The following is a 13,557-nucleotide window of genomic DNA, read 5'->3' on the forward strand; positions in this document are numbered from 1 at the left end:
GCCGATGGAAGTCGATCACTTCTGATCCTCGATCCAGTGGCCGTGGATGCCCGAGGGCACCCTGCGGGGCAGTTCCACGGCGGCGATGGTGCTGAGGTCGGTGGCATCGAGGACGAGCAGCTCGGAGGCGTCGGCCTTGAGGTCGCTGACGATGGTCATCAGGTAGCCGTCGTCCTCGGCCGTGCCGTTCGCGGCGGGCGCGAACACGGCTTCGCCGGGCATCCGCCCCTCGCCGTGGGCCAGCAACATCCGCTCACCCCTCTGGTTGTCGAACTTGAACGTGTGGTAGCCGGTGAGCCCGGCGCCGGGGAAGGCGATGGCGTAGCTGTAGCGGTTGACCGCGCCGGTGCGGGCGTCGTTGATGGACGGGAACTCGATGGTGAGCTGGTCCAGGGCCTGGCCGGTGGCCTTGCCGGTGGCCGGGTCCATGATCCAGCGATGCAGGGTCGAGCCGGTGACGGGGCCGGTGCCGTACCCGGGCGAGCCGACCCACCACTTCCACGAGCTCCCCCAGGACGCCTGGTCGAAGCGCGGCCCTTCGAGCACCACCCGGCCTCGGGCGTCGACGTAGGAGTTGGTGACGTGCAGAATCGCGGCGTGGTCGTCCAGGTCGAACCACGTGATCTCGCCGGCCCCGTCGCGCGGCAGGACACCGATGCGGAACGGCACGTCGTCGTGCCAGCGGTACGGGATGCCCGAGCGCTCGGCGTGGTCGAAGACGACCGGGGAGTTGATGAAGACGGCGTGCTCGCCGGTGATGGCGAAGTCGTGCATCAGCGACGGCCCGGAGCCGTCCACCACCTGGGAGCGGACGATCTCTCCCGAGGCGTCGGCGACGTAGTAGGTCAGGTAGGGCGGGAGGGGGCTGTAGCCGAAGAAGTGCAGTTCGCCGGTGACCGGGTCCTCCTTGGGGTGCGCGGTCATCGCGCTGGTCAGCTTGCCGCCGAAGTCGTACGCGCCGATGGTGTCGAGTTCGGCGCCGACCTCCCAGGGCAGGTTGGCCTCCTGCAGGGCCAGGTAGCGGCCTCCGTGGAAGATGATGCTGGTGGCCGCGGCGCTGACCGCGAGCTCCGTCCCGGTGAAGGGCACGCCGTCCAGGTAGGGGGTCTTCACCCAGCGGTTGCGGTACCACTCGGCGCGGCCGTCGGCCAGCCGCACGCCGTGGAGCATGCCTTCGCCTCGGAACCAGTGGCTGGGGGTGATGCCGGGCTTGGGATTGTGGCCGTTGCGGAAGTAGCGGCCGTTCAGCTCGGGCGGCAGGGTGCCGCGGACCTTCAGCTCCGTCGCGGTGATCTCGTCCGCCATAGGGGTGTAGTGACCGGTGATGTACGGCTTGGCGAGGTCGGTCATTTCTGCAGCGCCTTTCCGGCTAGGAGGAGGGAGATGACGGCGCAGGCCAGGAACGGCCCGCCGTACGGTGGAAGCAGGGTCAGGAAGGACAGGCCGACGGCCCCGCCGACCTGCCTGGTGGCGTTCATCAGCCCACCTGCCAGGCCGCTGTCCGCGGCCGGCACCCCTGCGGCCGAGGCCGCCGTGAGCTCGACGAAGGCCACGCCGAGTCCCGCGCCGATGAGCATCGTGGCGGCGATCAGCGGAACCAGGCCGGACGGCGTGCTGGACAGCCAGGCCAGCCCTCCGGCCAGCAGCGCCAGTCCGGCCGGCAGGACGTACCGGCCGCGCAGCCTGGGGGTGACCCAGGACACGAGAGTGATCATCAAAGCCAGCGGGAGCTGGGTGAGCCCGGCTTCCATGGGTGTGTAGCCCAGTTCTCGCTGCTGATAGAGGGGCAGGAAATAGAACAGCCCCAGCCAGACCGCGCCGAGCAGGGCCATCAGCACGTTGGGGAGCAGGACGATCTTCATCCGGGCCGGCAGCAGCGGATCGGATGAACGTCGCTGGGTCATGACGAACACGCCCAGCAGCACCAGCCCCGCCAGGGCTGCGGGCCAGAAACCCGAAACGCCTTGGCTCAGCGCGACCAGGCCCGCGGTCACCGTGATCGAACCCACCACGTCCAGGCGTCCGCCGCGCGGCTTGTCGGGCGCCACCAGGAACCAGGTGGCCACCAGTACGAGCACGGTGATCGGGACCAGCACCGAGAACACCGAGCGCCAGCCGTACAGGCCGGTGAGCAGTCCGCTGAGCAGGACCCCGGCCGCTCCGCCGGCGCCGGAGACCGCGCCCCAGACCCCGAGCGCGGTGCCGCGCGCGGGCGGGTCCGGATACAACGTCAGGACCAGCGCCAGCGCGGTCGGGGCCAGCAGCGCCGCGCCCACTCCCTGAGCGGCCCGCGCCACTATCAGTACGATGGCGTCGGGCGCGAGCGCGGCGGCCAGCGAGGCGGCGGCGAACAGCGCGGTACCGGAGAGGAAGACGCGGCGCAGGCCCAGGACGTCGCCGGCGCGGCCACCGAGCAGCAGGAGCGCGCCGAACGGCAGCACGTAGGCGTTGATCACCCAGGACAGGCCGGCGTCGGAGAGGTCGAGCCCGGTACGGATCTGCGGGAGGGCCACATTGACGATCGAGGTGCTCAAGACCACGAGGAACTGCGCCGTGGCCAGGACCGCGAGCGGCGTCCGTGTGGTGGTCCGTGTCTTCACGCCCATCACGTTCGCAGCGGAGCCGCGCCTTCGCATCGGTGGTTCTTACCTATATGTCTGCGCGGTCCAGGGCTCAGGGTCGCGACCTGCGGCGGGCAGATGATCGTGACCCGGATGAACGCGCTCGTGGGGCGCCGGAACGAGATCGCCCGGTTCGACGCCCTGCTGGAGGCCGCCAAGAAGGGCCGGGGCGGTGCCTTGGTGCTGCGTGGCGAGCCGGGCATCGGTAAGAGTGCCCTGGCGAGCCAGGTCGCGCAGAGCGCGAACGGCTTCCTGGTGATGCGCGCGTCGGGGGCCGAATTCGAGATGGAGCTTCCGTTCGCCGCTCTGCACCAACTGTGCGCGCCGATCCTGGGGCACATGACGGCGATGCCCGCGCCGTATCGCAGGGCGCTTGAGGTCGCCTTCGGCCTGGATTCCGGCGTTCCTGATCCGCTGCGCGTGGGGGTCGCGACCCTGAGTCTGCTGGCCGAGGCCGCGCGCGACCGCCCCGTCCTGTGTGTGATCGACGACGCCCACTGGCTGGACCGCGCTTCGGCCACGACCCTGGCGTTCCTGGCCCGCCGGGTCTCCGCCGAGCGGATCGCCGTGGTGTTCGCCGCCCGCGAAGACGGGCCGCAGCTCGGTGACCTGCCCGTCCTCACCCTCGGCGGGCTGAACGAGAGCGACGCCCGCGCGCTCCTGGCCGGCGCGATCCGGGGGCCGCTGGACGCCCGGGTGCGCGATCGCATACTGGCCGAGTCCCGCGGCAACCCGCTGGCGCTGCTCGAACTGCCCAGGACCGCGGGCCTGGCGGGCCTGGCGGGCGGCTTCGACCTGCCGGGTCCCGGTGTGATCGAGCAGAGCTTCCGCGCCCGGTTGCAGGCCCTGCCGCCGCACGCCCGGCTGCTGGTCACGATCGCCGCGGCCGAGCCGCTCGGGGACGCCGGCCTGTTGTGGCGGGCCGCCGGGCTGCTCGGCCTCGATCCGTCGGCCGGCGCCCAGGCCGCGTCGCTGGTCGAGTTCGGTACTCGGATCCGCTTCAGCCACCCTCTGGCGCGCTCCGCTGCTTACGAGACCGCTTCGCCGGAGGATCGCCGGCGCGCTCACCGGGCTCTGGCCACGGTCACCGACCCGGTGGCCGATCCTGACCGGCGGGCCTGGCATCGCGCGCGGGCCGCGGCCGGGCCGGATGAGGAGATCGCGGCCGAGCTCGAAGGTTCCGCCACCCGCGCCGAGGCTCGCGGCGGGATCGCGGCCGCCGCGGCCTTCCTTGAGCGCTCCGCGGCGCTCACGCTGGTGCCCGAGCTGCGCGCCGAGCGGATGATCGCGGCGGCGCAGGCGAAGCTGTCGGTGGGTGAATTCGACGCCGCCGCCGAGCTGATATCCGCCGTGCGGTCAGGTGATCCGCGGCAGGCCGCCCGTATCGACCTGCTGCGCGGCAGGCTCTCTTTTGCCCGCCATCGGGGTGGCGAGACCCCCGCGACACCGGTGCTCAGCGCGGCCTCCCGGCTGGCCGAAGTCGATCCCGCCTGGTCACGGGCGTGCTTCCTGGACGCGTTCGAGATGGGCGTCCTGGCCGGTGACCTCGGCCAGGTGGTGGCGGCGGCACAGACCGCCCCACCGGCGGCCGAGCCCCCCACCGGCTCCGACATCGTCCTGGACAGCCTGGTCGAGATGTTCACCAGGGGGCACGAGGCCGCCGCGCGCCGCCTGGGGCCGATCGTCGGAAGCGATGACGAGGTGTGGGCCGGGCGGCCGTCCCTGGGCTTCGTGCTGGCCGGCGAGCTGTGGGATTCCGGCGCCATGTACGGCATCGCCTCCCGGACCGTCGCCGCGGGGCGGGACTCGGGTTCCTTCCACCTGCTGCCCATCGGGCTGGCGATGCTGGCCACCGTCACCGTCCACAAGGGCGACTTCGGCGCCGCGATGGAGATGATCTCCGAGGAGGAGGCGATCGCCGAGGCGACCGGCGCGGCCCCCCTCATCTACCCGCGCATCCACCTCGCGGCGCTGCGAGGCCGCCGGGAGGAGGCCCTGAAGCTGTTCGCCTCGGTCCCGGAGCACATGACCCTCAGCGTGCAGTGGGCAACGGCCGTACTCCACAACGGGCTTGCCGACTACCAGGCCGCGGGCGAGGCCGCGCGGCTGGCGATCGCGCGCGGGTACGTCGGCCTGTCTGCGCTCGCGCTCCCCGAGCTGGTGGAGGCGGCCATGCGCGGCGGGCACGTGGCGGAGGCGCGGGCCGCGCTCGCCGCCCTGGGCGAGCGAGCGCGGGCGGGGCGGCGGCCCTGGGGGCTGGGCGTGGAGGCGTACGCACGGGCCCTGGTCACCGGCGACGAGAAGTGCTACGAGCAGGCCGTCGACCTCCTCGACGGTTGCTCGATGGCGATCTACGGGGCGCGGGCGTACCTGCTCTATGGCGAGTGGCTGCGGCGGCAGGGGCGGCGACGCGAGGCCAGGAACCGGCTGCGGACGGCACACGAGATGTTCGCTGATCTCGGGGCGGAGGCGTTCGCCGAGCGCGCCGCGGGCGAGCTGCGCGCCACCGGCGAGCACGCGCGCAGCCGTACGGCGCAGGCATCGGACCGGCTCACGATGCAGGAGGTGCACATCGCCCGCATGGTCGCGGAGGGCGCGACCTCCAAGGAGGTGGCCGCCAAGCTGTTCCTCAGCCCCCGTACGGTGGACGCGCATCTGCGCAACATCTTCCGCAAGCTGGGGATCACCTCACGCAAGCAACTCCGCGGCCTCCCGGGGATCCGCTAGCCACCGGGTGACGGCGCTCCTGGTCTGGGACGCCGACCTGGCTCGCACGTTCGACGAGGTGCGCGGCCGGGGGGAAGCGAGCCGCTGACCTCGTGAGCTGGAGTCCGCGCTCTCCGAATCCGGCGCCCACGCACCATGGCGAGCGAGGCCCGCCGGGGCGCGCTATGGCCGTGGCTCGGGCCCGAGGTGGCGGGCGATGTCCATCTCCCACGACCGCAGGAAGTCCCGATAACCCTCGGCGAACTCACGCAGTGGGCCCTGGCCCTCCGGCGTGAGCGCGGTGAGTTCGTACGTGACCTGTACCGTGCTGCCGCCCCGCCCATCCGCGTCCAGCTCGACGGTGACGGTCCCGGCGCGGGAGCCGGGCGTCACCCTGGCGTACGAGACGCGCCGTCCAGGATCGCGCGCGATCACCGTCCAGATGGTCGGCTCGTCGTGCGCGCCGGTCTCGAAGACCGTGCCGGGTGCGGAGTCGTCGCCGGTCTCCGCCGCGAAACGGGGCCGCCATCCGGCCACCCAAGGCTCCTCGCCGCGCGGCGTGAACAGCGTGAACGCCGCCTCGGGCGGCAGTGCGACCGCCGGCCGCCCGGTGAGCGTGTACTGCGCGCCGCTCATCGCTCGGTCAGCCGGTGCGCGTCGGCGGATGTCAGCGTCAAGCCGTAGACGGCCTTGAGCTGCTCGATCTTGGCCAGGGTCTCGGGCGTGAAAGGCGCCTTGCCGTCGAAGGAGTGCAGCGCGATGCCCTCCACCAGGTCCCCGAGCGAGACGTCCAGGTACTCGGCCAGCCCCTTGAGCACCTTGAGCACGTTCTTCTCAAGCCGCAGACCCGTCTGAGCGCGTTCGACTGTTACCATGGTAACAATGTACAGCCAATCGTCAGCCGAACCGCGCGATGGCGTCCGTGACCTGGTCCAGAAAGCGCAGGGTGTCTGACGAGGCATCGGCGGACGGAGCCAGCGTGAAGGTGACACCTTCGACGTCGATCGCGGCGAAACGCTCGATCTCGGCCGCGTCGGGCCGAAGGCCGCAGACGGTGACGGTGATCGTTCGGCCCTGATCGGCCAGCCGGGCCCGGGTGCGGCTGATCTCCTCAGGTGCGGTCCTGACCCGCGGCAGCCACCCGTCGCCGAACCGGAGCAGTCGCCGTACGGCCGGGCGGCTCTCGCCGCCGATGAGGATCGGTGGGTGCGGGCGCTGCACCGGCTTCGGCCACGAGAAGATCGGATCGAAGTCCACGAAGTCACCATGAAACTCCGCCTGGTCGTGGGTCCAGATCTCCTTCAGTGCCGCGAGTTTCTCGTCGAGCACCGCGCCACGCCGCTCCGGTGGAATCCCGTGGTTGCGCGTCTCCTCCTTGTTCCACCCGACGCCGACGCCGAGTACCACCCGGCCGTCGCTGACCCGGTCGAGGGTGGCCACCTCCTTGGCGAGATGGATGACGTCTCGCTGGGCGGCGAGCGTGATCGCGGTCCCCAAGAGCAACCGCGATGTCGCCGTGGCCGCGGCGGCCAGGCCGACGAATGGATCGTAGGTCCGGTAGTAGTGCGGCGGAAGCTCCGGCCCTCCCGCCCATGGCGTCTCGCGGCGGACCGGGATGTGCGAATGCTCGGTGACCAGCAGTGTGTCGAGGCCACGCTCCTCGACGGCGCGGGCCAGAGCCGCGGGGTGCATGGTCTGGTCGGTGATGAAGGTGTCGATGCCGAATCTCACTGCGCTCCCCCGTCGTGCGCGGGCTGTTCGTCGGGATGGGCGTCCCGCCCGAACCACGGATTGCCCGCCAGGAGACCACCGTCGACCGGCAGCGTGGCGCCGGTGATCCAGCTCGCTTCGTCCGAGGCCAGGAACAGGACCGCGGCCGCTATTTCCTCGACCTCGCCGATCCGGCCGGTCGGGTACCAGTGCGCGAGCCGTTCCAGGATGTCCGGGTGGCGTTGCCGCCGTAGCTCCCATGCCTCGGTGGCGAACGTCCCCGGGATCACCACGTTCGATCGGATGCCGTGCCGGGCGTACTCGACGGCGATGCTGCGGCTCAGCGACTCCAGGCCGGCCTTGGCCGCGCTGTACGCTGATGCGCCCACATATGTGTGGGCGTTGACCGTGGACAGGCTGACGATCACGCCGCGCCGTCGTTCCAGCATCGCCGGCAGTACGGCGCGGGCGCAGAGAAAGGCGCCCTTGAGAATGACGTCCACGTCACGCGTCCAGTCGTCCAGGTCGGCCTCCAGGATCGAGTCCGGGCACGACGTGAACGCGTTGTTGATGAGGATGTCCGGATCGCCGAAAGCCTTGGAGACCGTCTCGGCCATGGCCTGGACCTGATCCGGTCGCCGTACGTCAACGGTGATCGCCAGCGCTTCGCCGCCGGCGGCGGTGATCGCGGCGGCGACGGACTCCGCCATGTCACGATCTCGATCGGCCACCGCGACCCGAGCGCCTTCCTTGGCCAGGCTGCGCGCTATGGCGCCGCCGAGGCCGTGGCCTCCGCCACCGGTCACGATCGCGGTCCGGTCCAGGAACCTCATCGCACGCCCCTTTCCTGGTCTTGTCGCACTATGGCGGCATGGATATCATGCTACGAAATATGCATACTGCACAATGAAATAGGCTGGTGGATCTTGGTGTGAGCAGGACGACTGCGATCGACAACGACGACCCCGGCGAGGCGGCGGCCGCCCTTCGATCACGTTGCCGTGCGGCGCTCGGCTCATGGGACGCGCGTCTGGACGCGGTCATCGAGCGAGACCCCGGTTACGCCGGCGCCTTCGTCGCGCTGGCCGAGGAAGCGGCGACCGGCCCGCTCGGCGCTCAGGCGAAAACGCTGGTGCTGCTGGCCTGCGACGCCGCGATGACCTACCGCAACCGCGATTCGCTGCCCGCCCGGATCCAGGGCGCGCTCGACGCCGGCGTCCCGCCGGAAGGCGTGCTCGAAGTACTGGAACTGGTCAGCGTGCTGGGCGTGCACGCCCTGAACGTCGGCCTGCCGATCGCACTGGAGGAATACGCCGACGGGGAGCGTCCCGAGTCGCCGCCCGCCCTCCAGTCCCGGGTCCGGGAGCGATTCGAGCGGCTGCGCGGCTACTGGGACGCCGGGTGGCAACCCGTGCTCGCGCACGCGCCGGGCTTTCTCGACCGGTACGCCGACTTCAGCGCGGCATCCGCGCGGCACGGTGCGCTGGACGCCAAGACCCGCGAGCTGGTCCTGGTCGCGATCGACGCGTCCAGCACGCACATGTACGCGCCCGGTGTCCGGATTCACGTGCGCAACGCGCGCGCCCACGGAGCGACCTTCGATGAGGTCGTACAGGTGCTCCGGCTGGTCAGCCTGCTGGGCGTCGAATCGTGCCTGCTCGGGGTCCCGCTGCTGGACGCCGCGGACCGGGCGGTCGATTGACGATCTCTCCATCGCGCCGCGCCTGCCTGGGGCCTGCCCGTCGTCGATCAGTCCGCGGCCTGCTCGACGACGCCGAGGTAGGCCGCCCGGACCCGATCGTCGCTGGACAACTCCTGCGCCGACCCCTGGATGACCACTGAGCCCGCCTCCAGCACATAGCCCCGGGAGGCCAGTTCCAGCGCTGCCGCCGCGTTCTGCTCGACCAGGCCGATGGCGATGCCCCGCTGGTTGATCTCCCCGACCACCCTCATCACCGTCTGCACCAGCAGCGGAGCCAGCCCCAGCGAGGGCTCGTCGAGCAACAGCAGCCGGGGCTTGGCCATCAAGGCCCGCCCGATCGCCACCATCTGCTGTTCACCGCCGCTGAGCGACCCGGCGTACACCGTCCGCTTCTTCTTGAGCGCCGGGAAGATTTCGAGGACCTCGTCGATCTGGGCGGCGATGGCCGAGCGGCGGATCTTGCGGGAGTACGCGCCGAGCATCAGGTTCTCCCGCACGCTCATCTGCGGGAACAGGTGCCTGCCCTCCGGGCAGAGCACCAGGCCGCGGCGTACGATCCGGGCGGCCGACAACCCGTGGATCCGTTCGCCCTCGAACCGGATCTCCCCGCCTCGTATCGGGGTGAGCCCCGCGATGGCCTGGATCAGTGTGGACTTGCCGGCCCCGTTGGCGCCCAGGACCGTCACCGCCTCGCCCTGCTCGATGGACAAGGACACGCCCGTGAGCACGGTGCTGTTGCCGTAACCTGCGGTGATACCGCTGACCTCAAGCATTCTTGGTCCCCAGGTAGGCCGAGATCACCCGTGGATCATTGACGATCTGGTCCGGTGAGCCCTCGGCGATCAACTGCCCTGAATCCAGTACGTACACATGGCTGCACAACGACATCAGGACGCGCATCTTGTGTTCGACCAGCAGGATCACCATGCCCTGGTCCCGAAGCCATTCGAGCAGCCGCATCAGCCGGGGCGTCTCCGACTCGCGAAGCCCGGCGAACGGTTCGTCCAGGAGCAGCATCCGCGGACGTACGGCCAGCGCCATGCCGACGCCGACCAGCTTCTGCTCCTCGATGGACAGGCCGCTCACCACCTCGTTGGCCTTCGCGCGCAGGCCGGTGAGGTCGAGGATCGTGTTCAGGAAGCCGTCGTCCGGATCCGCGGACCGAGACCCCCGTGCAGAGCGATGCAGGTAAGCGGCCGTGACCAGGTTCTGCAACACCGTCTCGTCGTTGAGCAGCCGGTTGGTCTGGAACGTACGGCCGATGCCCAGCCGCGCCCGCTCGTGTACCGCCAGCCGCCGCAGATCCCGCCCGGCGAAACTCGCGGTTCCCGACCACCCTCCGACCACGCCGGAGATCAGGCCGAACAGGGTGCTCTTGCCCGCGCCGTTGGGGCCGATCACGCCGATGATCTCCCCTTCGCGGGCGACCAGCGAGACATCGCTCACCGCGGTCACTCCACCGTACTTCTTGGTGAGGGAGCGGGCCTCGAACAACACCTTGCCCGGCCCGGCCGTCCCGCCGCGATCCGCCGGGCTCAGGTGGGGCAACGCCACGGGACCGAGACCGGCCGCGACCTCGGGTACCTCGGCGGGCTCGGGTCCACGCCGGCGGGCCGCCACCCGGGACCAGGCGCGGGCGACACTGCCGACGACGCCGCCCCGGAAGAACAGGAGGACCAGGAAGACGATGCCGCTGAAGATCAGGGTCTGGTAGAGCTCGGTGAACCGGAACGCCTCCGTCACCCCGACGACCAGGGCCACCCCGACCAGCGGTCCGGCCAGTGTCGCCGACCCTCCGATGATCACGTAGACCAGGAGGTTGAAGCCCTCCATGATGCTGGCACTGCTGGGGGTGATGTAGGAGATCCAGCTCGCGAACAACGGCCCGGCCAGCCCGACGATCGCCGCGCTCACCGTGAACGCCTTCAGTTTCGTGGCGACGACGTTGATGCCGAGCGACGCCGCGAGTACCTCGTCGGCGTGGATGGCACGGAGGTTGCGTCCGAGCGTCGACCGGGTGAGCAGGAACATCGCGACCAGCACCGCGGTCAGCACGATCAGGCTCAGGTAGAACAGCGAGATCGTCGAGTCGAACCCGGGTGGCGTGGGAATGGCGTAGATTCCGCTCGCCCCGTTGGTCAGGCTCGTCCACTGGGTGATCACCACGACCGTGACCGCGGCGAACGCCAGACTGCTGACGGAGAAGTAGTGTCCCCTGCTGCGCATCGTGATCCCGGCCAGCAGCAGCCCGGCGAGGGTGGTGACCCCGACCCCGGCGAGCGCCGCCCACCAGTAGCCGACACCGTACTTGGTGGTGAGGATGACCAGGGTGTAGGCACCGACGGTGAGCAGCGCGGCGTGCGCGACGGACACCAGGCCGAGGTGGCCGAGGACGAGGTCCAGGCCGTAGGCCGCGATCGCATAGATGAGGATCAGGGTCATGACGCCGACCTCGTACCGCCCCTGGATGACCAGCGGCAGCAGCGCGCAGACGGCCACGATCGGAACGATGATCAGCCATTCCCGGCGACCGGGCTCGCGCGATCTCAATCCGGCGCTCAAGCCGCTTGCGGCACGGGTCAGGACGGCTTTACTCATTACGGACATCACCGCACCAATACGCTCTTCGTAAACAGCCCGTTGGGCCGTACCATCAGGGCAATGATCAAGAAGATGAAGGCGTATGCGTCCGCGAAGCCCAGGCTCAGGTAGCTCGCCCCGAAGCTCTCGGCGATGCCCAGCAGAAGCGCGGCACTGATCGCGCCGAGGCTGCTGCGCATGCCGGCCAGCACGATGACGATCAAGCCCTTGATCAGGATGGCGTCGCCCATGGTCGGGTAGACCAGGTACATCGGCCCCAGGAGGGCACCGGCCACACCGGCCATGCAACTACCGAGCAGCATGGCGATCAGGGCCGTCTTCGCGGGCGAGATGCCCACGATCTCGGCCCCGCGCCGGTCCTCCAGCGTCGCCCGCATGGCTCGGCCGCCCCTCGTTCCCCGGAGGTAGGCGTGCAATGCGGCGATCAGGACGAGCGCCACGACCCCGGCCAGCAGCCGTTGCTCGGTCATCCTGATACCGGCGAAATCCAGGATTTGTGACTCGTACGGGCTCGGCAGCTTACGGAAATCGGCGGTGAAAAGGAGCTGCACCGTTATCTGGGTCGCGGTGAGAAGCACCAGTGCGCCGATGAATCCGCTCAGCAGGGGGCGGGGGGTGTTGCGCAGCCATCGGTAGACGGCGAGTTCGCTCACCACGCCCAGCAACCCGGCGGCCAGCGCGGCGGCGACGACCGCGATCCAATAGTGCAGGCCCAGGCTTTCGGCGACGAAATAGCCCGCGTATCCGCCGACCATGATTCGGCCGCCCAGGGCGAAGTCGGGAATCTCAAGAATCCCGAAGATGAGCAACAGGCAGGATGCGACGAGAGCGTAGATCGCTCCGAGCGCCAGCCCATTCGCGAGGACTTGCATACGTGTTACCCGATCCACTCGGCGAGGTGAGACGCGTGCTCGGTGTGGGGCGCCGTGCCGGGGATGCCCCACATCGTCGCGGCACTGCCGGTACGCGGGGCGAAGGCCGGCGGGAGGGGCACTATTTCTGGCCGCCCAGCGGGTCGAACGACTGACCATCCGGTTTGGTCTGGGCCAGATAGGTCGTCATTTCTATGTCGCCGGTTTCCGGGAAGTACTTGGTGATTCCCAGGATGTTGGGTTGCAGAGTCTGCAGGGCGGGTTCCAGCGCCGCGTGCACCTTGGCGGAATCAGTTGTGGTGCCCGCGGTGCTCACCGCCTTGGCGAACCACTCGACCCCGAAGTAGCCGAACTCGAAAATCTGCTGCTCGATGGCCGACTTGTACTTCTCGTCGCTGTACTTCTTGTGGAAGGCCCCGACCACCGGGATGCTGTCGAAGGCGTTTGTCTTCACCGTGGCGATATTGCTGCCGATGATTTCGCTGTTGCCCATGTACTTGGTCATTCCGGTGCCACCGGCGCACACCGCGTTGATGAACGTCCCCTTGAAGCCCAGGTGGCGAGCCTGATCCATGACCAAGGCCGCCGACTGGCAGACCGTGGTGATGGCTATCGCGTCCGGATTGCCGCGCAGCAGACTGGTGAGCTGGCTGGTGAGGTCCGTCGTCACGGTGTCATAGGAGGCGGTGCCGGTAATGGTGCCGCCGCCCGCTTTCCACGCCTTGGAGAAGGCTTCGGTGAACGCCGGCCCGAAGTCGCTGCCGACCTCCATGATCGCGACCGACTTCAGCGTGAGCTTTTCCTTCTTGGCGTATTCGCCGACCAGCCGGGCCAGGTCCGGGATCTGCCGTTCGAGATTGTAAGTGGAACGCACCACCAGTTTGTTGCCCTGCGATGTGAACGCCGGCGTCTGGGAGGTGGACATAAGGATGAAGTCGTCCTTCTGATTGAAGCCCATCAGCGGGAACGACGACTGGGTGGCCGGCGTGTAGATCATCAGTGATTCGCTGAGCTTCTGTCCGCAGGAAACGGACTTGGACGGCACGAACTGGTCGTCGCAGACGGTCGCCTGCACCTTGTGACGTTTTCCGTTGACGAGGATTCCGCCGCTCTTGTTGATCTCGTTCTCGGCGGCCTGCACGCCGAGCCAGAAACCGCTTCCGTAAGCCGCCGCGTTGCCGGTCAGCGGAGTGATGATCCCGATCTTGATCGGTTCGTCGTTTCCGGCGCTCCCACCACCGCCGCAGGCGGTGAGCGAACCGAGGAGGCTGAGGACCAGACCGTAGCCGATCGCGCGTTTCTTCATATGGGGGGCCTTCCTGGTGAGTCAGCGGCTCAAAGGCGA

The 13,557-nt window shown here is 69.4% G+C and carries 12 protein-coding genes; 2 read left to right on the forward strand and 10 right to left on the reverse strand.

Annotated features, from left to right (window positions below; all coding sequences use genetic code 11):
- Positions 1-15: 15 nt before the first annotated feature.
- Both ACH34R_RS21555 and ACH34R_RS21560 read right to left on the reverse strand, forming a co-directional pair.
- Positions 16-1,350, reverse strand: coding sequence for a carotenoid oxygenase family protein (locus ACH34R_RS21555; RefSeq protein ID WP_397563250.1), 1,335 nt, complete (start codon positions 1,348-1,350; stop codon positions 16-18).
- Positions 1,347-2,600: an MFS transporter gene (locus ACH34R_RS21560; RefSeq protein WP_397563251.1), complete on the reverse strand. Its 1,254-nt coding sequence runs from the start codon at positions 2,598-2,600 to the stop codon at positions 1,347-1,349. Before ACH34R_RS21560 ends, ACH34R_RS21555 begins: the two co-directional genes overlap by 4 nt.
- Positions 2,601-2,714: 114 nt before the next feature.
- Between ACH34R_RS21560 and ACH34R_RS21565 the strand changes: the two genes are divergently transcribed.
- Positions 2,715-5,348, forward strand: coding sequence for an ATP-binding protein (locus ACH34R_RS21565; protein ID WP_397563252.1), 2,634 nt, complete (start codon positions 2,715-2,717; stop codon positions 5,346-5,348).
- A gap of 162 nt (positions 5,349-5,510) precedes the next feature.
- Here ACH34R_RS21565 and ACH34R_RS21570 read toward each other — a convergent pair whose 3' ends face one another.
- From ACH34R_RS21570 to ACH34R_RS21585, 4 genes are read right to left on the reverse strand one after another with little or no spacing between them, the layout of a single operon-like run.
- Complete coding sequence (locus ACH34R_RS21570; RefSeq protein ID WP_397563253.1) at positions 5,511-5,963, reverse strand: SRPBCC family protein; 453 nt, start codon at positions 5,961-5,963, stop codon at positions 5,511-5,513.
- Positions 5,960-6,202 (reverse strand): hypothetical protein, encoded by a 243-nt coding sequence (locus ACH34R_RS21575; protein WP_397563254.1) that lies wholly within the window; start codon positions 6,200-6,202, stop codon positions 5,960-5,962. Before ACH34R_RS21575 ends, ACH34R_RS21570 begins: the two co-directional genes overlap by 4 nt.
- A 22-nt stretch (positions 6,203-6,224) precedes the next feature.
- Entirely contained in the window at positions 6,225-7,058 is an 834-nt protein-coding gene (locus ACH34R_RS21580) for an LLM class F420-dependent oxidoreductase (RefSeq protein ID WP_397563255.1), read from the reverse strand.
- Entirely contained in the window at positions 7,055-7,870 is an 816-nt protein-coding gene (locus ACH34R_RS21585) for an SDR family NAD(P)-dependent oxidoreductase (RefSeq protein ID WP_397563256.1), read from the reverse strand. The genes ACH34R_RS21580 and ACH34R_RS21585 overlap by 4 nt, the downstream gene beginning before the upstream one ends.
- A gap of 98 nt (positions 7,871-7,968) precedes the next feature.
- Here ACH34R_RS21585 and ACH34R_RS21590 point away from each other — a divergent pair, with 98 nt between their 5' ends.
- The gene (locus tag ACH34R_RS21590; RefSeq protein ID WP_397563257.1) at positions 7,969-8,739 is read left to right on the forward strand and encodes a carboxymuconolactone decarboxylase family protein; all 771 of its coding nucleotides are present in this window, start codon (positions 7,969-7,971) and stop codon (positions 8,737-8,739) included.
- A gap of 47 nt (positions 8,740-8,786) precedes the next feature.
- On the opposite strand, the gene ACH34R_RS21595 is transcribed toward ACH34R_RS21590, so the two are convergent.
- The 4 genes from ACH34R_RS21595 to ACH34R_RS21610 form a co-directional block, all read right to left on the reverse strand.
- Positions 8,787-9,512 carry an ABC transporter ATP-binding protein gene (locus ACH34R_RS21595; protein WP_397563258.1) on the reverse strand — a complete coding sequence of 242 codons (726 nt, stop codon included), beginning with the start codon at positions 9,510-9,512 and terminating at the stop codon, positions 8,787-8,789.
- Entirely contained in the window at positions 9,505-11,238 is a 1,734-nt protein-coding gene (locus ACH34R_RS21600) for an ATP-binding cassette domain-containing protein (protein WP_397563259.1), read from the reverse strand. The genes ACH34R_RS21595 and ACH34R_RS21600 overlap by 8 nt, the downstream gene beginning before the upstream one ends.
- 107 nt (positions 11,239-11,345) lie before the next feature.
- Positions 11,346-12,212: a branched-chain amino acid ABC transporter permease gene (locus ACH34R_RS21605; RefSeq protein ID WP_397563260.1), complete on the reverse strand. Its 867-nt coding sequence runs from the start codon at positions 12,210-12,212 to the stop codon at positions 11,346-11,348.
- Between the two features lie 121 nt (positions 12,213-12,333).
- Positions 12,334-13,518: an ABC transporter substrate-binding protein gene (locus ACH34R_RS21610; RefSeq protein WP_397563261.1), complete on the reverse strand. Its 1,185-nt coding sequence runs from the start codon at positions 13,516-13,518 to the stop codon at positions 12,334-12,336.
- Positions 13,519-13,557: the final 39 nt, after the last annotated feature.

The organism is Spongiactinospora sp. 9N601 (genome assembly GCF_044326295.1).
In the GTDB taxonomy this organism is placed as follows: domain Bacteria; phylum Actinomycetota; class Actinomycetes; order Streptosporangiales; family Streptosporangiaceae; genus Spongiactinospora; species Spongiactinospora gelatinilytica.

Coding starts and splice junctions, on each gene's coding strand:
- ACH34R_RS21610 (WP_397563261.1), bottom strand. CDS start 13,518: ATGAAGAAACGCGCGATCGGCTACGGTCTGGTCCTCAGCCTCCTCGGT.
- ACH34R_RS21595 (WP_397563258.1), bottom strand. CDS start 9,512: ATGCTTGAGGTCAGCGGTATCACCGCAGGTTACGGCAACAGCACCGTG.
- ACH34R_RS21570 (WP_397563253.1), bottom strand. CDS start 5,963: ATGAGCGGCGCGCAGTACACGCTCACCGGGCGGCCGGCGGTCGCACTG.
- ACH34R_RS21555 (WP_397563250.1), bottom strand. CDS start 1,350: ATGACCGACCTCGCCAAGCCGTACATCACCGGTCACTACACCCCTATG.
- ACH34R_RS21605 (WP_397563260.1), bottom strand. CDS start 12,212: ATGCAAGTCCTCGCGAATGGGCTGGCGCTCGGAGCGATCTACGCTCTC.
- ACH34R_RS21575 (WP_397563254.1), bottom strand. CDS start 6,202: ATGGTAACAGTCGAACGCGCTCAGACGGGTCTGCGGCTTGAGAAGAAC.
- ACH34R_RS21585 (WP_397563256.1), bottom strand. CDS start 7,870: ATGAGGTTCCTGGACCGGACCGCGATCGTGACCGGTGGCGGAGGCCAC.
- ACH34R_RS21565 (WP_397563252.1), top strand. CDS start 2,715: ATGAACGCGCTCGTGGGGCGCCGGAACGAGATCGCCCGGTTCGACGCC.